The following is a 20,792-nucleotide window of genomic DNA, read 5'->3' as shown; positions in this document are numbered from 1 at the left end:
TTTTTTATCTTATGCAGGACGAATTTTATATCAGAAGATGTATTGAGCTCGCTCAGAAAGCCATCGGAAATACCTACCCAAATCCGCTTGTAGGAAGTGTGATTGTTCATAACGGAAAAATCATCGGTGAAGGTTACCATCAAAAAGCTGGTGAAAACCACGCTGAAATAAACGCCATTAATTCTGTGGAAGATAAAAGCCTGATTCCTGAATCTACTATTTATGTTTCTCTGGAACCTTGTGCTCATTACGGAAAAACTCCTCCTTGCGCTTTGAAAATTGTACAATTAGGGTTTAAAAAAGTCGTTATCGGCGCAATGGATTCTCATGATAAAGTAAACGGAAAAGGAAAAAAAATCATTCAGGATGCACGAATTGAAGTGGTTTCAGGAGTTTTAGAAGAAGAATGCATTGATTTAAATAAAAGATTTTTCACCTATCACGAAAAGAAGAGACCTTTTATTATTTTAAAATGGGCAGAATCCGGCGACCGTTTTGTCGATAAAAATTTTAAGCCTACACAGATCAGCAATTCATTAACCAAGCAATTCGTTCATCAGTTAAGAAGTAATGAACATTCGATTTTGATCGGAACGATGACTGCCTTGAGAGATAACCCGAGTCTTACTACCAGAGAAATTTTCGGCAGAAATCCTATCCGGATTTTAATTGACATGGATTTGAAAGTTCCAAATGATTTTAATATTTACAACAACGAAGCTGATACTTTGGTCTTCAACTCGGTAAAAGAAGGCGAAGAAGGAAATATTAAGTTCATTAAAGCTTCAAGAGAAAATTTTCTTGAAAATATGTTGAAAAAGCTGTATGAATTTCAGATTCAATCCATTATTGTGGAAGGCGGAAGTTTTGTACTTCAACAGTTTATTGACGCTGATCTTTGGGATGAAACCATTATTATTAAAAATAAAAATCTGATTCTCGAAAACGGAACAAAAGCTCCGAATTTTGAAAATAAACCTGTTGGAATAAAAGATTTCAGAGATAATATCATTGAATTTTATAAAAATTCAAAATAAGAAGCCGATAAAAATGCTGTACGAATACCGAACGATTGAAAAACCTGTAGAAAATACCTTACTCAAAGAAAAAGGAAGCAAATTTATTGGTTTCGCATTTCCTGTAAACAATGAAACTGAGCTTAAAAATGCTTTAGAAAAAATCAGAGCAGAGCATCCGAAGGCAACGCACCATTGTTATGCTTTCAGAATGGGTTTAAATGGAGAAAATTATCGTGCAAATGACGACGGAGAACCTTCAGGAAGTGCAGGTTTACCGATTTATAATCAGCTTTTGGCTCATGAGCTTACGAATGTCTTGGTTATCAGTGTTCGTTATTATGGCGGAACAAAATTGGGCGTTTCCGGTTTGGTAAAAGCTTATAAAGAATCTGCAAAAATCACTTTAGAGGAAGCCAATATTATTACAAAAGAGCTGGAAACTGAGATTGAAGTTCAGTTTCAGTTCAACCAACAGAATTTAATTTTCACTTTGCTGTCAAAGTTTGATGCTAAAGTTCTGAATTTTGATTCTCAACAAACCGCAGTAATTTTAGCGAGGGTAAAAAACAGACAAAAAGATGATCTTATAGAATCTTTGGGTAAGATTCAGCATGTCGTTTGCGAAATAAAAGAGTTATAAATTTTTACAATTCGGTTATTTTCTTATTTGCTGAATTGTACAGTATTACTTTTACATGATCTTTCCCATATCTTTTTTTAATCTCTTCCCCTATCTTTAAATAAACTTCCATTTCGGGAATTGGAGCAGAATTCAATTCTTTCATCGCCCAATTATGAAGATTAACAGATGGTTTATGATTATAAATAGTTATGCTTCCAAATTCTGGCTTTACAAGGTCTTTCCGCAGAAAATATATATACATTTGCTCGCCTTTTCCTGAATACAGATTAAATGACAAATATTGATACCATCTGCCAAAAAAACTGAAAATCGGCATTACAAACCAAAGTATTAACCAGTAAAAATTATGGATGAGTATATTTTTAGTATCAGTGATTTGTATAGGTTTGTTGTAAAGTATTATTAAAACAAAGATCAAAGCAAAGTTCCAGAACCAGATTACAGAATTAAAGTTCAATCCGAACGGTCCTAAAATAATCAGAACAGCTAAGTGAATCGCTATCAAATAAAAACTGATTTTCTTTTTATTCTTTGAAAAGAGAAGTAATCCTGCAAATAAAACTTCAAAAAACGGAATGATAAGGCCGATGAAAAAAAGCTTATACTTTAAAACAGTATCAAGTGAAATTCCTAATAAATCAATTAAAATTGTATTCACCCACACATCGTTAAGGAAAACTCTGTTCATCTTATGAAGCCCACTGAACAAATACATTGAAACTAAAAACAGATGAATAAGAATAATGATATTTTTCGGTTTCCTGTAATTAATAAGTATCACTCCAAAAATACACAAGTACATATATTCCCAGGGTTGCCATCGTACGACATCTAATAAACAACTTAAAACTTCGCTGAATAAGAATAAAAGTATGATTAATCGTTTTTCTTGTTTAAAAAAAATTAGCGACAAAAAAACAAGTGATGAGCAGAATAATACAGAATGTACAAAACCAGGAATATTCTCTAAGAAATCAAAAGTCGGAATCACGGGATATAATCGATCTGCAGTCCATTTATTATAAGTCCACAACTTCATAATCGTCCAAAAAAATGCAGTAACCTTCAACAACAAGTTAACCTGATCAATTTCCGATTTTATTTCCCATTTGTTATATTTCATATTTAAAATGATTCAATCAAAAATATTAAATTCAAATAAATCTGTTTTAAATATATAAAAAAAGCATCTCAGAAAAATTATCTGAGATGCAATATATTTCTTTTGATTTTAAAGATAAAACCTAATCTCTTCTACCTCCCATCAACAAAGATGCGAAATAAAGTAATTGAGCCAGTGAACCAAGTGCCGCAACCAGATAAGTTCTTGCTGCCCATTTTAAACTATCCTGAACACCGACATATTCTTCAGAAGTAACTGTTCCCGTATCTTTCAGCCATTTCATCGCGCGGTTACTTGCATCATATTCTACAGGAAGGGTTATGAATGCAAAAAGAGTTGTTAAAGCAAACATAATCACTCCGATTAAAAGGATCAGTTTATTTCCACTCATTGCCATCACAACAATACCTCCCATCAGAACAAACTGCATGAGATTTGAACTGATACTTACTACCGGAACCAGTTTTGATCTCAACTGCAACATTGAATATCCTACCGCATGCTGAACTGCGTGACCACACTCGTGCGCCGCAACGGCCGCAGCAGCTGCATTTCGCTGCATATAAACTCCCTCGGAAAGATTTACCGTTTTGTCTGCAGGATTATAATGGTCAGTTAGCTGTCCCGGAACAGAAATCACCTGTACATCATGAATATTATTGTCTCTCAGCATTTTTTCTGCCACTTCTTTCCCTGACATTCCGTTTCTGAGATGAACATTAGAGTAGTATTCGAATTTAGATTTTAATCTTGAGGAAACCCACCAGCTTATAAGCATCGATATTCCTATAATAAGATAATAAACCGTCATTTTATTTTAAGATTTTATTATATAACAATATATTATGTGAGTAAAAATTGTGCCAAAGTTTACGCTTTATTAATTATATTTGTGATTCTATTTTATCCAGAAAACTATGTCTAGAGTTTCCATTTTTGAAGTAAAAACCCCTAAAGATTTAAAGCAGTTTGTAAAGTTCCCGATGGAGCTCTATAAAAACAATCCTTACTACGTTCCATCTTTTATCAAAGACGAAATCAATGTTTGGAATCCTAAAGAAAATCCTGCATTAAATTATTCAGAAGCCAAGCAGTTTTTAGCTAAAAAAGATGGTAAAATAGTTGGTAGAATTGCAGCAATCATTAATCGCAAGGAAGAGAAAGAATTAGGAATAAGAAAAGTACGATTTGGCTGGATCGATTTTATAGATGACAAAGAAGTTTCTGAAGCACTAATCAGCACGGTTAGTGATTTCGCAAGACAACATCAAATTGATAATATCGAAGGACCAATGGGTTTTACCAATTTAGACAAAGCAGGAATGTTAACTTTCGGTTTTGATAAAATTGCTACAATGATTGGCATTTACAATCATCCGTACTATCCGCAGCATCTTGAAAATTTAGGATTGGTAAAAGAGAAAGAATGGGTAGAATTTGAAATGAATTTCCCTAAGGTTTTGCCTCCAAGAGTAGAAAAATTTAGCAAACTGATTGCCGAAAAATACAAATTAAGAGTTTTAAAATTCAACAACAAAGAAGAGATTCTACCTTACGTGGAGCCGATGTTTAAGCTGCTTGACGAAACTTATAAAACACTTTCCACCTACACTCCGATTTCGAAAGAGCAGATTCAGACCTATCGAGATAAGTTTTTCCCGTTGATTGCTAAAAACTACGTAATCTGTGTGGTGGATGAAAATGATGAACTCATTTCTTTTGCCATCACCATGCCCTCTTATTCTAAAGCCTTACAGAAATCCAAAGGTAAGCTTTTGCCTTTCGGATGGTGGCATTTCATGCAGGCTGAAAGAAAAAATGACCGTGCCAATTTTTATTTAATCGGAATTCATCCGGAATATCAGAGACGAGGCGTGACTGCGATAATTTTTAAAGAAATCTACGAACGTTTTACCAGCATGGGAATTGAGTTTGCCGAAACCAATCCGGAGCTTGAGGAAAACAAAAGCGTACAGGTACTTTGGCAAGATTATAATCCGGTAAATCATAAAAGAAGGAGAACGTATTCTTTAAAATTCTAATATGAAACTACATCTCATCATTTTTGCATTTCTAATTGCAGGTTTTGTAGCTTACAACCTATTTTTCGCTGTTGCTGATGATCGAATGAATACTTTGATCAACATTGTCTATGCGAGCATACTTTTCGGTTATATTTCCTTTATGGCGTTTACATTGCTAAAAAAAATGAAAAAATAACGCTATTTTTACTAATTCTAAATTACCCGTTTTTCCTATTTTAAAGCGACTTTTAAGTTGATTAATTTCATGCTTTATTGTTTATTGTCTAAATTTGCAACTTGAGATAATAATGTAAAAATGAATTTACCTGAAAGTTATATTCCAATCCTCATCCAGGCGGGCGTTGCAGTAGGTTTTGTTGCTATTTCTTTGCTTGGAGCACATTTTTTAGGTCCGAAACAGAAAAAAGGAAATTCTGTGAAAAACCAAAGCTGGGAATGTGGTGTTGCTGTTGAAGGAAACGCCAGAACGCCATTCTCGATCAAGTATTTCTTAACTGCGGTACTTTTTGTACTATTCGATATCGAAATCGTATTTTTTTATCCGTACGCTGTAAACTTCAGAGAATTTGGTCTTGAAGGATTCTTTGCGGTACTTACTTTTGTTGCCATTTTCTTCCTTGCATTTTTCTATGTCTGGAAACGTGGCGCATTAGACTGGGATAAATAAATTCAATTATAATTTTAAATAAGAAATTTAGATTAATACAATTAAATTAAAGTTAACATTAACAGTGATTTAGAATCTAAATTAAAATCTTAAAATCAAAAAAATGTCAGATCAAAAACCAATAATAAGAACAGATGCACCGGCTCCGGAAGGATTTGAAGGAGAAGGATTTTTCGCAACGAAATTGAGCAGTGTAATCGGGATGGCAAGAAAATTTTCACTTTGGCCTCTACCATTTGCTACTTCTTGTTGCGGTATCGAGTTCATGGCTACCCTAAACCCAACCTATGATGCATCAAGATTTGGTATGGAAAGAAACTCTTTCTCACCAAGACAGGCCGATATGTTGATGGTTTGCGGAACTATTTCTAAAAAATTAGGCCCTGTTTTAAAAGAAGTTTACACCCAGATGGCAGAACCAAAATGGGTTGTTGCTGTTGGAGCTTGTGCTTCGAGCGGTGGTATTTTTGATACATACTCGGTTTTACAGGGAATTGATAAAATTATTCCGGTAGACGTTTACGTTCCGGGATGTCCTCCAAGACCGGAACAGATCATTGAAGGTGTAATGCAGGTTCAGGCTTTGGCAGAAAGCGAAAGCATCAGAAGAAGAGATATGCCGGAATATCAGAAACTTTTAGATTCTTACAACATTAGCAATTAATAGGACGGAAATGACAAACGAATTTGTATTAGAAGCAATCACAAGAGAATTTCCGGAATCTGTAATTTCAAGCTCAGAACCTTATGGAATGCTGACTGTTGAAATTAAAAAAGATGACATCAAAAAGGTAATTCATTACCTGAAAGATTCATCATTGGAAATTAATTTCCTTACTGATGTTTGTGGAATCCATTACCCAGAATTTCCGGAGAAAGAAATCGGCGTTGTTTATCACTTGCATAATATGATGACGAATTTCAGAATCCGTTTGAAAATATTCATGTCGAGAGAAAATATTGAAGTAGATTCTTTGACTGAATTGTATGCAGGAGCCAACTGGATGGAAAGAGAAACTTTTGATTTCTACGGAATTAAATTTAAAGGTCATCCTGATTTAAGACCCATCCTGAATATGGAAGATCTAGGTTATCATCCGATGTTGAAAGAATATCGTTTGGAAGACGGAACCAGAACCGATAAGAACGACAGTATGTTCGGAAGATAGGACAAATTTGAAATTGATTATTTGAAATTTGAAATCATTCAAATCTCAAATTTCGAATCTCAAACCTCAAATGAATTTATTATGAAAGACAACTCATTATCTAATATACTTAACCAATACGACAGTAAAGAACAGATTGACGGGCAGTTGTACACCCTGAATCTGGGACCTACTCACCCTGCTACCCACGGAATTTTCCAGAACGTTCTTACCATGGACGGAGAGAGAATTCTTCATGCAGAACAAACGGTTGGTTATATCCACAGAGCTTTTGAAAAAATTTCCGAGAGAAGAAATTTCGCTCAGATTACAACACTTACTGACCGTATGAACTATTGTTCAGCTCCGATTAACAACATCGGATGGCATATGACGGTAGAAAAGCTGATCGGCGTAAAAGTTCCGAAGCGTGTTGATTACATGCGTGTTATTTTGATGGAATTGGCAAGAATCGGAGACCATTTGATCTGTAACGGGGTAACCGGAATGGATTCAGGAGCAATTACGGGTCTTACTTATATGTTCATCGAAAGAGAGCGTATTTATGATATGTATGAGCAGATTTGTGGAGCTAGAATGACAACAAATATGGGAAGAATCGGAGGTTTCGAAAGAGATTTCACACCGAAATTCCATGAATTATTAAAGGATTTTCTTAAAACTTTCCCGCCAAGATTCCAGGAATTCTGTAATCTATTGGAGAGAAACAGAATATTTATGGACAGAACCATCGGAGCAGGAGCAATTTCAGCAGAAAGAGCTTTAAGCTACGGGTTTACAGGTCCGAATTTACGTGCAGCAGGTGTAGATTATGATGTGAGAGTTGCAGAACCTTATTCTTCTTACGAAGATTTCGATTTCATTATTCCGGTAGGAACTGCAGGAGATACATACGACCGTTTCATGGTTCGTCAGCAGGAAATCTGGGAATCACTTAAAATTATCAATCAAGCATACGACAATCTTCCAGAAGGACCGTTCCACGCGGATGTTCCTGACTTCTATCTTCCTGAAAAAGCAGATGTTTATCAGAAAATGGAAGCATTGATTTACCATTTCAAAATCGTAATGGGAGAAACAGATGTACCTAAAGGTGAAGTTTACCACGCAGTAGAAGGAGGAAACGGAGAATTAGGTTTCTACCTGGTGAGTGACGGTGGAAGAAGCCCTTACAGACTGCACTTCAGAAGACCATGTTTTATCTACTACCAGGCTTATCCTGAGATGATTACAGGCTCTGTAATTTCAGATGCGATCGTTACGATGTGTAGCATGAATATTATTGCGGGAGAATTAGACGCATAAGCAAGTAAAAGGTAAAAAGAAACAAGTATAAAGTAAATTGTATTTTGAAAATTTCAAAACACAAATTTCAAATCAGATAAAAATGAGCGAAACAATAGCTTTTAAACCGGAAAGTTTAGCACAGGTACACAAAATCATGGCTAGATATCCTGAAGGAAGACAAAAATCTGCTCTTCTTCCTGTTCTGCATATTGCACAGAAAGAATTCGGAGGTTGGTTAGACGTTCCAGTGATGGATTATGTTGCGGAATTATTAAGTATTAAGCCAATTGAAGTATATGAAGTGGCAACTTTCTATACTATGTTCAATATGAAGCCGGTTGGTAAATATGTTTTGGAAGTTTGCAGAACTGGACCTTGCATGGTTTGCGGAAGCGAAAAAATCCTTGACCACATCAGAACCAAACTGAACATTAAAGACGGACAAACTACGGAAGACGGAATGTTTACACTAAAGCCTGCTGAATGTCTTGGTGCTTGTGGATATGCTCCGATGATGCAGTTAGGAAAATTCTTTCATGAAAATTTAACGATAGAAAAAGTTGATGAAATCCTTGATCTTTGCAGAGAAGGACAGGTTGATTTGGGCTAATAAAGATTTAAAATCTGGATTTTAAATTAATTTAAATTTTAACAATTAAATGCAAGAAGCCAAAAGCCAATTGCAATAAGCATACTAAAATGAGTAAAAAACTTTTACTTAAAGACGCACACGTAGAAGGAATACGCTACTTTGAAACTTACCGCAAACAAGGAGGTTACGGAGCAGCTGAAAAAGCTTTGAAAATGACGCCGGACGAAATTTTGGAAGAAGTAAAAACTTCCGGTCTTCGTGGTCGTGGTGGCGCAGGTTTCCCTACAGGAATGAAATGGAGTTTCTTGGCAAAACCGGAAGGCGTACCAAGACACTTGGTGGTAAATGCCGATGAATCTGAACCGGGAACTTTCAAAGACAGATATTTGATGGAGTTTCTTCCTCATTTATTGATCGAAGGAATGCTTATTTCATCTTACTGTTTAGGTTCAAACGTTTCTTATATCTACATCCGTGGAGAATATTCTTGGATTCCTGATATTTTGGAAGAAGCAATTGAAGAAGCTAAAGCAGCCGGATTTTTAGGTAAAAATATTTTAGGAACTGGTTTCGATTGCGAAATTTACGTTCAAAGAGGTGGTGGAGCCTATATTTGTGGTGAAGAAACTGCATTGCTTGAATCTCTTGAAGGTAAAAGAGGAAATCCGAGATTAAAACCGCCATTCCCGGCTGTAAAAGGACTTTGGGAAAGGCCAACCGTTGTAAATAATGTTGAATCTATTGCAGCAATTGTTCCAATCATTGATATTACAGGAGCTGAATACGCTAAAATCGGAGTTGGGAGATCTACAGGTACAAAACTAATTTCTGCTTGTGGAAACATCAACAAACCGGGAGTTTATGAAATCGACATGACAATCACTGTTGAAGAATTCATTTACTCTGAAGAATATTGTGGTGGTATTCCAAACGGGAAAAAGCTGAAAGCTTGTATTCCGGGTGGTAGCTCAGTTCCGATCGTTCCCGCTAATTTATTATTGAAAACCGTAAACGGAGAACCAAGATATATGAATTATGAATCATTAGCTGACGGTGGATTTGCTACCGGAACAATGATGGGTTCAGGAGGTTTTATCGTTTTAGATGAAGACCAATGTGTCGTAGAACATACCATGACTTTAGCAAGATTTTATAATCACGAAAGTTGCGGACAATGTACTCCTTGCCGTGAAGGAACAGGGTGGATGTACAAGATTTTAAAGAAAATCGAGAAGGGAGAAGGAAAAATGGAAGATATCGATCTACTTTGGGACATCCAGAGAAAAATCGAAGGAAATACGATTTGTCCCTTGGGCGATGCAGCGGCTTGGCCTGTTGCAGCGGCTATTCGTCACTTCAGAGACGAATTTGAATGGCATATTAAAAACCCAGAGTTATCTCAGACACAGAACTATGGATTGGCAAATTATGCAGATCCAATTCCTGCACCGACTGTATAATGTAGTAGGATTAAGAAGACAGATTTAAGTTGAAAAATAAGTTTTTATTACTGTTTTTATTAACGGTAACAATGAGTGTAAAAGCTCAGGTTGACCCTTTCAAAAAAGGTTCGGTGATGGTGTTCTGGGGTTGGAATAATGCAAGATATTCAAACTCTGATATTCACTTTAAGGGTGATGGATATGATTTCCAGTTGGATAATGTTGTTGCACATGACAGACAGACAAAATTCGAATGGGGAACATATTTCAATCCGGGAAGTATTACCATTCCACAGGTAAATTATAGAATTACCTATTTCCCGAAAGATAATTTCGGAATTACTTTAGGAATGGATCACATGAAATATGTGATGGATCAGGATCAGGTTGTAGATTTCAAAGGATACATTAATGATCCGAAATATGCAGGAATGGTCAATAATGGTAAAGTAGATCTTAACAGTGGCGAATTTTTAACATTTGAACACACTGATGGTCTTAATTATATTAACATTGGAGCTCAGAAATATCATAATGTTTACAACAAGAAAAACATTGATGTTTTCCTGAGTTACGGAGCAGGATTGGGAGCTTTATTGCCAAAATCCAATGTTCAACTGATGGGAAATGAAAGAAGCGACAGATTCCATCTTGCAGGTTTTGGTCTGGATGCAAGAGCTGCAATAAGTGTGGTTGCCTTAAGACATATTGTACTTCAGGCGGAAGGAAAATTGGGATACATTAATATGCCCGACATCAAAACGACACTGAACAACAAACCAGACAAAGCTTCACAGGATTTTGTGTATGCACAGTTCAATTTCGGGATTGGATATACATTTAATACAAAAAAGTATAATTAAAATAGAGCTTAAAAGCTTTTAACAGCATAAGCGAAAAGCATAGAATATGAGCGAAGAGGTTAAAAAATTCAAAATAACTATAGACGGACAGACTACTGAAGTTTTGCCTGGAACTTCTATTTTGGAAGCTGCTAGACAAATCGGTGGAAAATCTGTTCCTCCTGCAATGTGTTACTACAGCAAGCTGGAAACCAGCGGTGGAAGATGCAGAACATGCTTAGTGGAAGTTTCTAAAGGATCAGAAGCAGATCCCCGTCCTATGCCGAAATTGGTAGCGAGCTGCAGAACCAATGTAATGGATGGGATGGAAGTGAAAAACCTTTCTTCTGAAAAAGCTCAGGAAGGCAGAAAGGCGGTTACCGAATTTTTATTGGTAAACCACCCTTTAGATTGCCCGGTTTGTGATCAAGCTGGAGAATGTCATCTTCAGGATTTAGGTTACGAGCATGGAAATCTTGAAACCAGAACTGAATTCGAAAGAAATACCTATGATGCAGACGATTTAGGTCCGAACATCAAATTAAATATGAACCGTTGTATTCTTTGTGCAAGATGTGTATTGGCTGCAAACCAATTGACAGGCGAAAGAGAACACGGAATTTTGTTCAGAGGAGATCACGCTGAAATTTCCACTTATTTAAACAAAGCTTTAGACAATGACTTCATCGGAAACGTAATCGACGTTTGTCCTGTAGGAGCATTAACTGACAGAACAGCACGTTTTGCAAGCAGAGTTTGGTTTACGAAACCAATGAATGCTACTTGTAAGTGTGATAAATGTTCAGGGAAAGCTACGGTTTACATGAAGGGAGACGAAATCGTAAGAGTAACTGCAAGAAAAGATCAGTGGGGAGAAGTTGAAGAATTTATTTGTGATACTTGCCGTTTCGAAAGAAAGAACTTAAGCGACTGGAACATTGAAGGACCAAGACATATCGACAGACATTCGGTAATTTCTTTGAATCATTATGAAAAGCCAAAAGACGAGCTAAGAGTTTTAGACAATCCGATGGCTAAAGAAATCAGCGAAAAAGACGAAAAATAAAAGAGTTGGATGCTTGAAGCTGGATGATAGAAGTTTTTAATTATCATAAATCACGACCCACGTTCAATTTCAACCTTTGAAGCTTTAAATAGATAAGAATTTGATAATGAGATGAAGAGTTAGTGCAGAGAATTGCTAAACTTCCAGCACCCAGCTCCCATCTTCAAACATTTAAATAATAAAATGGATTTAATTACATTTAAATTAATACTTGTACTTGCGCTTTTTCTGTTATCGTTAACGATAGCGGCCTACTCTACCTGGGCTGAAAGAAAAGTGGCTGCAATCATGCAGGATAGAATCGGGCCAAACAGATCAGGACCTTTCGGTTTATTACAGCCTCTTGCAGATGGTGGTAAATTTTTCTTTAAGGAAGATTTTACACCGGCTAATGCAGAAAAGTTTCTTTTCGTATTGGGACCTGCATTGGTGATGTTTATTTCATTGATTACCGGAGCGGTTATTCCTTGGGGAAAAACGTTGAACTTTGGTGGAATTTCTTATGATCTACAGGTTGCCAATATCGACGTTGGTGTACTTTTCATCATCGGAATGGCATCAATCGGAGTGTACGGAATCATGATCGGAGGCTGGGCTTCCAACAACAAGTATTCATTATTAGGTGCAATCAGAGCTTCTTCGCAGATGATTTCTTACGAATTGGCGATGGGTCTTGCACTTCTTTCTATCATCATGATGACAGGAAGTTTAGATTTAAAAGTAATTACCGAAAATCAAACAGAAGGAAAACTTTGGGGAATTATCCCAATCGGTTCCGGTATGAATTGGAATATTTTCTACCAACCATTGGCATTCTTAATTTTCTTCGTTGCTGCTTTGGCAGAAACCAACCGTCATCCTTTCGATTTACCGGAGTGTGAATCTGAATTGGTAACCGGTTATTCTACAGAATATTCATCAATGAAATTAGGTTTATACATGTTCGGAGAATATGTGAATATGTTTATTTCTAATGCTTTCATGGTGGTACTTTTCTTCGGAGGTTACAACTATCCGGGAATTGAATGGGTAACTCAGAACTGGGGAGAAAATACTGCAGGTATTTTGAGTATCGTAGCATTTTTAACGAAAACGGTAATCGGAATTTTGATCTTTATGTGGATCAGATGGACGTTACCAAGATTCAGATACGACCAGTTGATGCACTTAGGATGGAAAACATTAATTCCTATGGCATTGGTTAACCTGATGATTACAGGAGCTGTGATTTTAGCATTCGGTAATTAATTTGAGAACGAAATAATTTGAGAATTTGAAAATGGAATTTTCCATTTCAGATTTCAAACAAGATATAAATTTGAAAATGAGCTGATGTGAAAGCAGCGTTGGGATAAACTTCCATCATCAAGCTTCCATCTTCCAACATTTAATAATAATAGAAAATGAAACTTACAAACAGATCCAAAGTTGTTTCAAATAAAGAGATGACCCTTGCGGAGAAAATCTACCTTCCGGCGATTTTCAAAGGGATGGGGATTACTTTTAAGCATGCGGTAAGAACGGTTGTAAAACGTGCTCCGAATGTTTATTCTTATCCTGAAGTACAAAAACCAAGAGCCGATATCTGGAGAGGTCAGCACGTTTTGAAAAGAGACGAAGAAGGCAGAGAAAGATGTACCGCTTGCGGATTGTGTGCCGTAGCTTGTCCAGCTGAAGCCATCACCATGACGGCTGCAGAAAGAACTAAGGAAGAGAAAAACCTTTACAGAGAAGAAAAATATGCATCAGTATATGAAATTAATATGTTGAGATGTATTTTCTGCGGTATGTGCGAAGAGGCTTGTCCAAAATCTGCAATTTATCTTACAGACAGATTGGTAGACGTAGAAACCAACAGAGGTTCTTTCGTTTATGGAAAAGATAAATTGGTTGAAAAAATAAATGAAAGGATTGATATCACCGAAAGACAATCCGAGAAACAAAAAAATGCGGTAAAATAATGGATCAGTTTTTATTTTTCTTGGTGGCGTTTTTAGCAGTGGCAAGTGCAGTGTACTTTGTATTTGCAAAAAATCCTTTATATGCTATTTTGTCATTAATTGTTACAATGTTTTCGATTGCGGGAATGTATATTCTTCTGAATGCACAATTCCTTGCCATTATCCAGATTATTGTTTACGCAGGTGCTATCATGGTACTTTTCCTTTATATCTTAATGATGCTTAACCTTAATAAGGAAGACGAAAGTAAGAAGAACAATACTTTAAAGTTTGTTGGAGTTTTTACAGCAGGTCTTCTTTTAATTGGTGTTTTAGGCGTTTTCAGAGGAGTACAGGAAAATCATGTGGTAGTTGAAAACGTAGATAAAGGTGTAGGTCTTACAAAAAATCTGGGAAGACTTTTATTTAATGAATATGTTTTGCCGTTTGAGCTTGCTTCCATCCTGATTTTGGCAGGTATTGTAGGTGCGGTACTAATCGGTAAAAAAGATTTATAAAATTATGGGAGAAGTAAATACATTTATGCAAAGCATCCCTCTGGAATATTTCATTACTCTTTGTTCAGTTTTGTTCTGTCTTGGAGTTTTGGGAGTATTGCTCAGAAAAAATGCGATTGTAATTTTAGGTTGTGTAGAGCTTATGCTTAATTCTGTAAACCTTTTATTGGCTGCATTTGCGGCATACAACGGGAACAGCGACGGACAGCTTTTGGTATTCTTCATCATGGTAGTTGCAGCAGCCGAAGTAGCGGTTGGTTTGGCAATTATTGCGATGTTATATAGAAACACCCGTTCTGTAGATGTAGGTATATTTAATAAATTAAAAGGATAAGAATGGAGAATTTAATATATGTAATAGTACTTTTACCACTTATAGGCTTTCTTATCAACGGACTTTTCGGGAAAAATCTTCCTAAGATTGTAGTCGGAAGTTTGGCAACAGCTGCAGTTTTTGCGTCTTTTTGTATTGCGGTAAGCTTATTTTTAAAATTTGATTCAGAAAGTCCGGCGGTTGTCGTGAAAGCTTTCGAATGGTTCAGAGTAAACGGAGTTCAGATCAACTTCGGTTTCCAGATTGATCAGCTGTCATTAATGATGGTGATGATTATCACAGGAATCGGATCTTTAATTCACTTATACTCTATAGGATACATGAGCCACGACAAAGGTTTCTATAAGTTTTTTACTTATTTAAATCTTTTCATCTTCTCGATGTTACTTTTGGTAATGGGAAGCAACTATATGATCTTATTCATCGGTTGGGAAGGTGTAGGTCTTTGTTCTTATCTATTGATCGGATTCTGGTACACCAACGAAGAATATGGGAAAGCTGCAAGAAAAGCTTTCATCATGAATAGAATCGGTGACCTTGGTTTATTGATCGGTATTTTCATGATTGCGTCTCAGACCAACTCTGTAGACTATATTTCAGTAGCACAAAATGCTGCAAAATTTGAATTAGACGGAAACATCATCATTTTTATCACAGCAAGTTTATTTATCGGTGCTGTTGGTAAATCTGCTCAGGTTCCATTATATACTTGGTTACCGGATGCGATGGCAGGTCCAACTCCTGTTTCAGCATTGATTCACGCAGCAACGATGGTTACTGCAGGTATTTATTTGGTGGTAAGATCAAACTTCTTATTCACTTTAGCTCCAACTGTTCAGGGCGGAATTTTATTAATCGGATTCTTAACCGCTGCTTTGGCTGGTTTTTACGCACTGCGTCAGAACGATATCAAAAAAGTATTGGCATATTCTACAGTTTCACAGCTTGGTTTTATGTTTATCGCTTTAGGTTTAGGAGCTTATTCTACAGCAATGTTCCACGTAATGACACACGCTTTCTTCAAGGCATTGTTATTCTTGGGAGCAGGTTCTGTAATCCACGCCATGAGCAACGAGCAGGATATGCGTTTTATGGGCGGACTTAAAAAAGTAATCCCAATTACACACATCACTTTCCTGATCGGAACATTGGCTATTTCAGGTTTCCCTTTATTATCGGGGATGATTTCTAAAGACGAAATTTTGGTTGCAGCGTTTGCTAAAAACCCTATTTACTGGGTAATGTTATTTATTTTGGCAGCAACAACCGCAGCATATATGTTCAGACTGTATTATCTTACTTTCCACGGAGAGTTCAGAGGTACAGAAGAGCAAAAACACCATTTACACGAAAGTCCGATAAACATGACATTACCGTTAATTGTTTTGGCGATACTTTCAGTAATCGGAGGTTTTATTAATTTACCACACTTTATCGGTCACGGTCATTATGCTAAATTAATGGAATGGCTGAAACCGGTATTGACACCTGAAAGCTTTAAGCAAATGGAAATGACTCTTTCAGGAGTTGATTTCAATACAGAAATGATTCTTTTGGGAGCAACCATCTTAATGTTCTTTACGGTTTGGTTCATTGTGAAAAACATGTATGTGAACAAGAAGAAAATGGCTCTTGCCGAGGAAGAATATACAGGCTGGGAAAAACTTTCTGCTAAAAAGTTATATGTTGATGAGCTTTACAATGCATTAATTGTAAAAACTTTCGAAGGACTTGGACGTGGCGGAAAAATGTTTGACAAAGGCGTTTTAGACCGTTTTGTGGACTACATAGGTGAAGGTGCTGAAGACAGCGGAAGATCTATGAAACGTGTTCAGAACGGAAATGTTGAGAACTATGTTCTTATCATGACTTTGGCTGTGGGAATTATACTGATTGTTAACTTTATATTACAATAATGTCTTATTTACTATTAACATTATTACTTTTACCTCTTGTAGGTTCGGGATTAATCTTTGCATGGAAGAACGCTTCCAGCAAATATTTGGCGCTGGGAATTGCTTTGATTCAGATGTTGCTTACGTTTTACGCTCTTTCGGATTTTGATTTTAATCCGACTGTAGACAGTACGCTTCAGTATGAAATCACTTACCCTTGGTCACAGTTTATCAAAAGTACGCTTCATTTCGGGATCGACGGGATGAGCATGCTTCTTTTATTGCTGACCAATATTCTTTCGCCGCTAATTATTTTATCATCATTTAACGAAAACGTTAGCTACAAAAATTCTTTCTATGGTCTAATCCTGTTGATGCAGTTTGGTCTTGTAGGAGTTTTTACCTCACTAGATGGCTTACTTTTCTATATTTTCTGGGAAGTAACGCTTATTCCAATCTGGTTTATTGCGGCTCTTTGGGGACAGGAAAACAAAAGAATGGAGTTCACGACAAAATTCTTCGTGTATACATTCGTAGGATCTTTGTTTATGTTGGCTGGTTTAATCTATGTTTACACACACTCAGCTTCATTCGCTCTTACCGATCTGTATAATGCAGATTTGGGTGAAACACAGCAGATTGTTGTATTCTGGTTCATTTTCTTTGCATTTGCAGTGAAACTTCCGGTTTTCCCTTTCCATACTTGGCAACCCGACACTTATACCTACTCTCCTACTCAGGGATCGATGCTTTTATCAGGTATTATGCTTAAAATGGCGATCTACGGAGTGATCAGATACTTATTACCCATTACACCAAGTGCTATTTTGGGAATTTCAGGACAGATTGTAATCATCCTTGCGATTATCGGGATTGTACATGGTGCTTTAATTGCGATTATCCAGACCGATATGAAGAGAATCATTGCATATTCTTCTTTCTCACACGTTGGATTGATGGTGGCAGGTATTTTCTCTTCAGCAGTGCTTACTTTAAGAGGAACTTTAACGATTGAAGGAGCTGAAGGAGCTTTAGTTCAAACTTTCGCTCACGGTATCAACGTTGCAGGTTTGTTCTATTGTGCAGACATTTTATACAAAAGATTTAAGTCAAGAGATATCAGACAAATGGGAGGTTTAGCAAAAGTGGCTCCTAAGTTTGCAGTATTGTTTTTATTAATCATTTTAGGATCAATGGGAGTTCCGTTGACGAATGGTTTCATTGGTGAATTTATCCTTATTAAATCTATTTTTGATTTTAATGTATTGGCTTCAGTTATTGCAGGTTTAACCATTATTCTTTGTGCGGTTTATCTATTAAGATTTTATGGTAAAGCCATGTTTGGTGAAGGTAATGCAGCCGTTTTGAGCACGGCTAAAGATTTATCGGCAGTAGAATTTTCGGTATTGGCAAGTATTGCAGTTTTTGTAATTCTTTTGGGTATTTTCCCTCAGCCGATTATCGATATGGTGGGAAGTTCATTGGAGTTTGTGTATTCATCAATGATTAATTAAAAGTATAAAGATTAAGAATTAAGAGAGATGAATTAAAGGATCAAGGTAAAAGTGAAAAGAGCCAAGTATAAAATCTTGAATATTAAACTTTGAATCTTGAATACTGAATTTCGTGTCTCAAATCTCAAAAATAAATTATGAGTGTTTTAATTATTGTTTTCCTGACGGCAGTTGCTGCATTATTCTCGGGAGTTTTTGAAAAAGGAAAATTCGCAAGATACATTGGGATTTTTGGGCTGATCGTTGCATTGTATGTAAGCTTTTTACCTGAAGCATCTTTCTTCGAAAAATACAGATTAATGTATGAATACGGAGCAAACACCGCTTTGTTTACGAAAATTTCTATTGTAACGACTTTACTTTTGTTCTTCCTGGGAGGTTTTGCATTCAGCAATCACAGAAACCATCAGTCAGAATTGTATGCATTGATGCTTTTTGCATTGTGTGGCGGTTTTGTATTGTTCGGATACCAAAATTTGGTAACACTATTCATCGGTGTTGAAATCCTTTCTATTCCATTGTATGTAATGGCGGGAGCTAACAAAACAGATTTAAGATCAAACGAAGCTTCATTAAAATATTTCCTAATGGGAGCATTTGCAACAGGTTTCTTATTGTTGGGCATTGCATTCATCTACGGAAGCACAGGAACATTTGATTTATACAGAATTCACGATTTCAGCACCGTAAATCCTACAAACGGAATGTTTATTCTTGGAGTTGTGTTGATGCTTTGTGCAATGGCATTTAAAGTAGCTTTAGCTCCGTTCCACATGTGGAGTCCGGATGTTTACCAAGGTTCACCTTCATTGATCACCGCTTTTATGGCGAGTGTGGTAAAAATCTCAGGATTCTTCGCATTGTTCAGATTAATGACGATCGGATTCTCCGGAGTTACACAAGAGTGGATCAATATTTTAGGCGTATTCTTAATCATTACCTTATTATTGGCAAACGCAATGGGACTTGCCCAGACGAATGCTAAAAGAATGTTGGCGTACTCATCAGTTTCTCACGCAGGATATATCGGATTGGTATTCTTCGGAATGAATGCACTATCTACTTATACATTGGCATTTTATTTATTTGCTTATTCACTTTCAACAGTGGGTGTATTTATGTGCTTAATCTGGGTTGAAAAACTAAAGAGAGAAACTTCTTACGGAGCCTTCAAAGGTTTGGCTAAATCTGAACCGTTACTGGCAGTGGTTGCAACAATCTCTTTATTATCAATGGCAGGAATTCCTTTAACGGCCGGATTTATGGGTAAATTCTCATTATTTGCTCAGGCGTTAACGAAAGACAACAATACATTCTTAGTAATCGTAGCCGTTTTAGGTTCAGCAATTTCTATTGCTTATTATTTAAGACTGATTATTGCCATGTTCTTCTTTAAAGAAACAACCTTCAAAACAACAGAGCGTGTATCGATCACTTATAATATCGTTGCGGTATTTATCATTGCTTCGATTATTGCACTGGGAATCTTCCCTGACCTGTTTGCAAAGCAATTCGGATTGTAATCTGAATTATAATATAAAAATTAAAACCTTCCAGATTTTGGAAGGTTTTTTTTGTTAAAATTCAAAATAACCATCAATTGTCGTAAAACTACGACAAAATATTTGCAGAAAACTTCTTAGCTTTATACAGATGAAAAACACATACACAAATGATGCCCAATTTCATAAAACACAAAGTGCGGCCACAGGACAGCCTGGCTTCTTTAGCTTCCAGAATGCGGATGACTGAAGATGAACTTAAAGAATTTCACAACCATAATTGCGGAAAGATGGATAAACTATGGTTTACCAATCTCAGAGGCGTTGAATTCGTTTTGATTCCCACCCTTTTTATTTCTAAAGAAGAACAGGAAATCCGCAAAAGCAAAATGTTACCGTCGAAAGAATATTCTCAAGGTTTTCATGCTTCAAAATATCTTGTTTCAGAAAAATTTGAGGAACCTCATAAAAAAGATTCGGACTTTAATTATTCTGCTAATCTCAACATTCAAAACAGCAAACACGGTTTTGCAGCAGAGACTTCATTAGCAGATTTCAGAAAAAACGGAATCGCTTCGGATGACAAAGTTTCTTCGCTTTCTTTAGCCTGCATGAATAGCATCTACCCTATTCCGTACAATATTTCGCAAAAAGGGAAATTAGGATCTTTATTGGATCATAAAAATTTAATAGAAAAATTCAGAAATAAAAGAGCTGATCTTGAAGATTTTTTTATTGGAGATATTTCCAAAAGTTATATCGATTGGTTTGTTGAAAAGTTAACGGATGAAAATTATTTTTTCAGGCAGATACAGTCCAGTCTATTGTATCAAACCTTATTTCCAAACCTGGAATGGTTTCATAAAAAAACAGGCTGGAAGGAAGCATTTTATATTTACAAGAATTCATTTCCTGTAGAATTCAATTTTCAGACTGAACTTACATTTGATGATCCTGATCTTGTTGAAACTAAAATAACCGGAACAAATTCAGAAAACTGCAGTCTCAGAGAACTGTTAAAAGGAATCCGAATTGAAGATGAAAATGCCAAAGATTACATCGATGCTGAAATTCAGATTCAATATTTCACCCATAAAATAACAAAACAATTATATGAAATAAAATCCTCTGTTGAAATCCGGCATCAAAACGAAGTATTTCAAAAGCACCATTTACACATAACACAAAATTAAG

22 protein-coding genes are annotated in these 20,792 nt (G+C 36.2%); 20 read left to right on the top strand and 2 right to left on the bottom strand.

What is annotated here, in order from left to right; translation table 11 throughout:
* Positions 1 to 11 precede the first annotated feature (11 nt).
* The gene (gene ribD, locus BA768_RS01040; protein ID WP_065719357.1) at positions 12 to 1,037 is read left to right on the top strand and encodes a bifunctional diaminohydroxyphosphoribosylaminopyrimidine deaminase/5-amino-6-(5-phosphoribosylamino)uracil reductase RibD; all 1,026 of its coding nucleotides are present in this window, start codon (positions 12 to 14) and stop codon (positions 1,035 to 1,037) included.
* Between the two features lie 13 nt (positions 1,038 to 1,050).
* Positions 1,051 to 1,659 (top strand): IMPACT family protein, encoded by a 609-nt coding sequence (locus BA768_RS01035; RefSeq protein ID WP_065719568.1) that lies wholly within the window; start codon positions 1,051 to 1,053, stop codon positions 1,657 to 1,659.
* 4 nt (positions 1,660 to 1,663) lie between these two features.
* On the opposite strand, the gene BA768_RS01030 is transcribed toward BA768_RS01035, so the two are convergent.
* Together BA768_RS01030 and BA768_RS01025 are read right to left on the bottom strand one after the other, a co-directional pair.
* Positions 1,664 to 2,785: a hypothetical protein gene (locus BA768_RS01030; RefSeq protein ID WP_065719356.1), complete on the bottom strand. Its 1,122-nt coding sequence runs from the start codon at positions 2,783 to 2,785 to the stop codon at positions 1,664 to 1,666.
* A gap of 121 nt (positions 2,786 to 2,906) precedes the next feature.
* The gene (locus BA768_RS01025; protein WP_065719355.1) at positions 2,907 to 3,596 is read right to left on the bottom strand and encodes a zinc metallopeptidase; all 690 of its coding nucleotides are present in this window, start codon (positions 3,594 to 3,596) and stop codon (positions 2,907 to 2,909) included.
* A 106-nt stretch (positions 3,597 to 3,702) separates the two neighbouring features.
* Here BA768_RS01025 and BA768_RS01020 point away from each other — a divergent pair, with 106 nt between their 5' ends.
* From BA768_RS01020 to BA768_RS00940, 18 genes are all read left to right on the top strand, one after another.
* The gene (locus BA768_RS01020; protein ID WP_065719354.1) at positions 3,703 to 4,827 is read left to right on the top strand and encodes a GNAT family N-acetyltransferase; all 1,125 of its coding nucleotides are present in this window, start codon (positions 3,703 to 3,705) and stop codon (positions 4,825 to 4,827) included.
* 1 nt (position 4,828) lies between these two features.
* Positions 4,829 to 5,005 carry a hypothetical protein gene (locus BA768_RS21185; protein ID WP_165601761.1) on the top strand — a complete coding sequence of 59 codons (177 nt, stop codon included), beginning with the start codon at positions 4,829 to 4,831 and terminating at the stop codon, positions 5,003 to 5,005.
* A 120-nt stretch (positions 5,006 to 5,125) separates the two neighbouring features.
* Complete coding sequence (locus tag BA768_RS01015; RefSeq protein ID WP_034673742.1) at positions 5,126 to 5,497, top strand: NADH-quinone oxidoreductase subunit A; 372 nt, start codon at positions 5,126 to 5,128, stop codon at positions 5,495 to 5,497.
* Positions 5,498 to 5,600: 103 nt separating this feature from the next.
* Positions 5,601 to 6,161 carry an NADH-quinone oxidoreductase subunit B gene (locus BA768_RS01010; protein WP_007844976.1) on the top strand — a complete coding sequence of 187 codons (561 nt, stop codon included), beginning with the start codon at positions 5,601 to 5,603 and terminating at the stop codon, positions 6,159 to 6,161.
* Positions 6,162 to 6,171: 10 nt separating this feature from the next.
* Entirely contained in the window at positions 6,172 to 6,666 is a 495-nt protein-coding gene (locus tag BA768_RS01005; RefSeq protein WP_034673740.1) for an NADH-quinone oxidoreductase subunit C, read from the top strand.
* An 81-nt stretch (positions 6,667 to 6,747) separates the two neighbouring features.
* A complete protein-coding gene (locus BA768_RS01000; RefSeq protein ID WP_034677028.1) occupies positions 6,748 to 7,971 on the top strand; it encodes an NADH-quinone oxidoreductase subunit D in 1,224 nt (407 codons plus the stop codon).
* A gap of 82 nt (positions 7,972 to 8,053) precedes the next feature.
* Complete coding sequence (gene nuoE, locus BA768_RS00995) at positions 8,054 to 8,563, top strand: complex I 24 kDa subunit family protein (RefSeq protein ID WP_034677026.1); 510 nt, start codon at positions 8,054 to 8,056, stop codon at positions 8,561 to 8,563.
* Positions 8,564 to 8,652: 89 nt separating this feature from the next.
* Positions 8,653 to 10,005, top strand: coding sequence for an NADH-quinone oxidoreductase subunit NuoF (nuoF, locus tag BA768_RS00990; RefSeq protein WP_065719353.1), 1,353 nt, complete (start codon positions 8,653 to 8,655; stop codon positions 10,003 to 10,005).
* A gap of 71 nt (positions 10,006 to 10,076) precedes the next feature.
* Positions 10,077 to 10,850 (top strand): hypothetical protein, encoded by a 774-nt coding sequence (locus BA768_RS00985; protein WP_228388250.1) that lies wholly within the window; start codon positions 10,077 to 10,079, stop codon positions 10,848 to 10,850.
* Between the two features lie 46 nt (positions 10,851 to 10,896).
* On the top strand, positions 10,897 to 11,895 hold the full coding sequence (locus tag BA768_RS00980) for a 2Fe-2S iron-sulfur cluster-binding protein (protein ID WP_034673734.1): 999 nt from the start codon (positions 10,897 to 10,899) through the stop codon (positions 11,893 to 11,895).
* Between the two features lie 183 nt (positions 11,896 to 12,078).
* Complete coding sequence (gene nuoH, locus BA768_RS00975) at positions 12,079 to 13,143, top strand: NADH-quinone oxidoreductase subunit NuoH (RefSeq protein WP_034673732.1); 1,065 nt, start codon at positions 12,079 to 12,081, stop codon at positions 13,141 to 13,143.
* Positions 13,144 to 13,298: 155 nt separating this feature from the next.
* Complete coding sequence (locus BA768_RS00970) at positions 13,299 to 13,856, top strand: NuoI/complex I 23 kDa subunit family protein (protein WP_034673730.1); 558 nt, start codon at positions 13,299 to 13,301, stop codon at positions 13,854 to 13,856.
* Positions 13,856 to 14,353: an NADH-quinone oxidoreductase subunit J gene (locus BA768_RS00965; protein ID WP_034673728.1), complete on the top strand. Its 498-nt coding sequence runs from the start codon at positions 13,856 to 13,858 to the stop codon at positions 14,351 to 14,353. Before BA768_RS00970 ends, BA768_RS00965 begins: the two co-directional genes overlap by 1 nt.
* 4 nt (positions 14,354 to 14,357) lie before the next feature.
* Entirely contained in the window at positions 14,358 to 14,687 is a 330-nt protein-coding gene (gene nuoK, locus BA768_RS00960) for an NADH-quinone oxidoreductase subunit NuoK (RefSeq protein WP_047482656.1), read from the top strand.
* Positions 14,688 to 14,689: 2 nt separating this feature from the next.
* Entirely contained in the window at positions 14,690 to 16,603 is a 1,914-nt protein-coding gene (nuoL, locus tag BA768_RS00955; RefSeq protein ID WP_065719352.1) for an NADH-quinone oxidoreductase subunit L, read from the top strand.
* The gene (locus tag BA768_RS00950; protein WP_065719351.1) at positions 16,603 to 18,096 is read left to right on the top strand and encodes a NuoM family protein; all 1,494 of its coding nucleotides are present in this window, start codon (positions 16,603 to 16,605) and stop codon (positions 18,094 to 18,096) included. The genes nuoL and BA768_RS00950 overlap by 1 nt, the downstream gene beginning before the upstream one ends.
* A 137-nt stretch (positions 18,097 to 18,233) precedes the next feature.
* The gene (locus tag BA768_RS00945) at positions 18,234 to 19,619 is read left to right on the top strand and encodes an NADH-quinone oxidoreductase subunit N (RefSeq protein ID WP_065719350.1); all 1,386 of its coding nucleotides are present in this window, start codon (positions 18,234 to 18,236) and stop codon (positions 19,617 to 19,619) included.
* Between the two features lie 149 nt (positions 19,620 to 19,768).
* On the top strand, positions 19,769 to 20,791 hold the full coding sequence (locus BA768_RS00940; protein WP_123947042.1) for a hypothetical protein: 1,023 nt from the start codon (positions 19,769 to 19,771) through the stop codon (positions 20,789 to 20,791).
* Position 20,792: the final 1 nt, after the last annotated feature.

The organism is Chryseobacterium sp. CBo1, from assembly GCF_001693475.1.
Taxonomy (GTDB): domain Bacteria; phylum Bacteroidota; class Bacteroidia; order Flavobacteriales; family Weeksellaceae; genus Chryseobacterium; species Chryseobacterium formosense.
The sequence above is the reverse complement of the archived record's forward strand: the minus strand, read 5'-3'. Positions and strand labels throughout refer to the sequence as shown.

Coding starts and splice junctions, on each gene's coding strand:
- ribD (WP_065719357.1), top strand. CDS start 12: ATGCAGGACGAATTTTATATCAGAAGATGTATTGAGCTCGCTCAGAAA.
- BA768_RS01035 (WP_065719568.1), top strand. CDS start 1,051: ATGCTGTACGAATACCGAACGATTGAAAAACCTGTAGAAAATACCTTA.
- BA768_RS01030 (WP_065719356.1), bottom strand. CDS start 2,785: ATGAAATATAACAAATGGGAAATAAAATCGGAAATTGATCAGGTTAAC.
- BA768_RS01025 (WP_065719355.1), bottom strand. CDS start 3,596: ATGACGGTTTATTATCTTATTATAGGAATATCGATGCTTATAAGCTGG.
- BA768_RS01020 (WP_065719354.1), top strand. CDS start 3,703: ATGTCTAGAGTTTCCATTTTTGAAGTAAAAACCCCTAAAGATTTAAAG.
- BA768_RS21185 (WP_165601761.1), top strand. CDS start 4,829: ATGAAACTACATCTCATCATTTTTGCATTTCTAATTGCAGGTTTTGTA.
- BA768_RS01015 (WP_034673742.1), top strand. CDS start 5,126: ATGAATTTACCTGAAAGTTATATTCCAATCCTCATCCAGGCGGGCGTT.
- BA768_RS01010 (WP_007844976.1), top strand. CDS start 5,601: ATGTCAGATCAAAAACCAATAATAAGAACAGATGCACCGGCTCCGGAA.
- BA768_RS01005 (WP_034673740.1), top strand. CDS start 6,172: ATGACAAACGAATTTGTATTAGAAGCAATCACAAGAGAATTTCCGGAA.
- BA768_RS01000 (WP_034677028.1), top strand. CDS start 6,748: ATGAAAGACAACTCATTATCTAATATACTTAACCAATACGACAGTAAA.
- nuoE (WP_034677026.1), top strand. CDS start 8,054: ATGAGCGAAACAATAGCTTTTAAACCGGAAAGTTTAGCACAGGTACAC.
- nuoF (WP_065719353.1), top strand. CDS start 8,653: ATGAGTAAAAAACTTTTACTTAAAGACGCACACGTAGAAGGAATACGC.
- BA768_RS00985 (WP_228388250.1), top strand. CDS start 10,077: ATGAGTGTAAAAGCTCAGGTTGACCCTTTCAAAAAAGGTTCGGTGATG.
- BA768_RS00980 (WP_034673734.1), top strand. CDS start 10,897: ATGAGCGAAGAGGTTAAAAAATTCAAAATAACTATAGACGGACAGACT.
- nuoH (WP_034673732.1), top strand. CDS start 12,079: ATGGATTTAATTACATTTAAATTAATACTTGTACTTGCGCTTTTTCTG.
- BA768_RS00970 (WP_034673730.1), top strand. CDS start 13,299: ATGAAACTTACAAACAGATCCAAAGTTGTTTCAAATAAAGAGATGACC.
- BA768_RS00965 (WP_034673728.1), top strand. CDS start 13,856: ATGGATCAGTTTTTATTTTTCTTGGTGGCGTTTTTAGCAGTGGCAAGT.
- nuoK (WP_047482656.1), top strand. CDS start 14,358: ATGGGAGAAGTAAATACATTTATGCAAAGCATCCCTCTGGAATATTTC.
- nuoL (WP_065719352.1), top strand. CDS start 14,690: ATGGAGAATTTAATATATGTAATAGTACTTTTACCACTTATAGGCTTT.
- BA768_RS00950 (WP_065719351.1), top strand. CDS start 16,603: ATGTCTTATTTACTATTAACATTATTACTTTTACCTCTTGTAGGTTCG.
- BA768_RS00945 (WP_065719350.1), top strand. CDS start 18,234: ATGAGTGTTTTAATTATTGTTTTCCTGACGGCAGTTGCTGCATTATTC.
- BA768_RS00940 (WP_123947042.1), top strand. CDS start 19,769: ATGATGCCCAATTTCATAAAACACAAAGTGCGGCCACAGGACAGCCTG.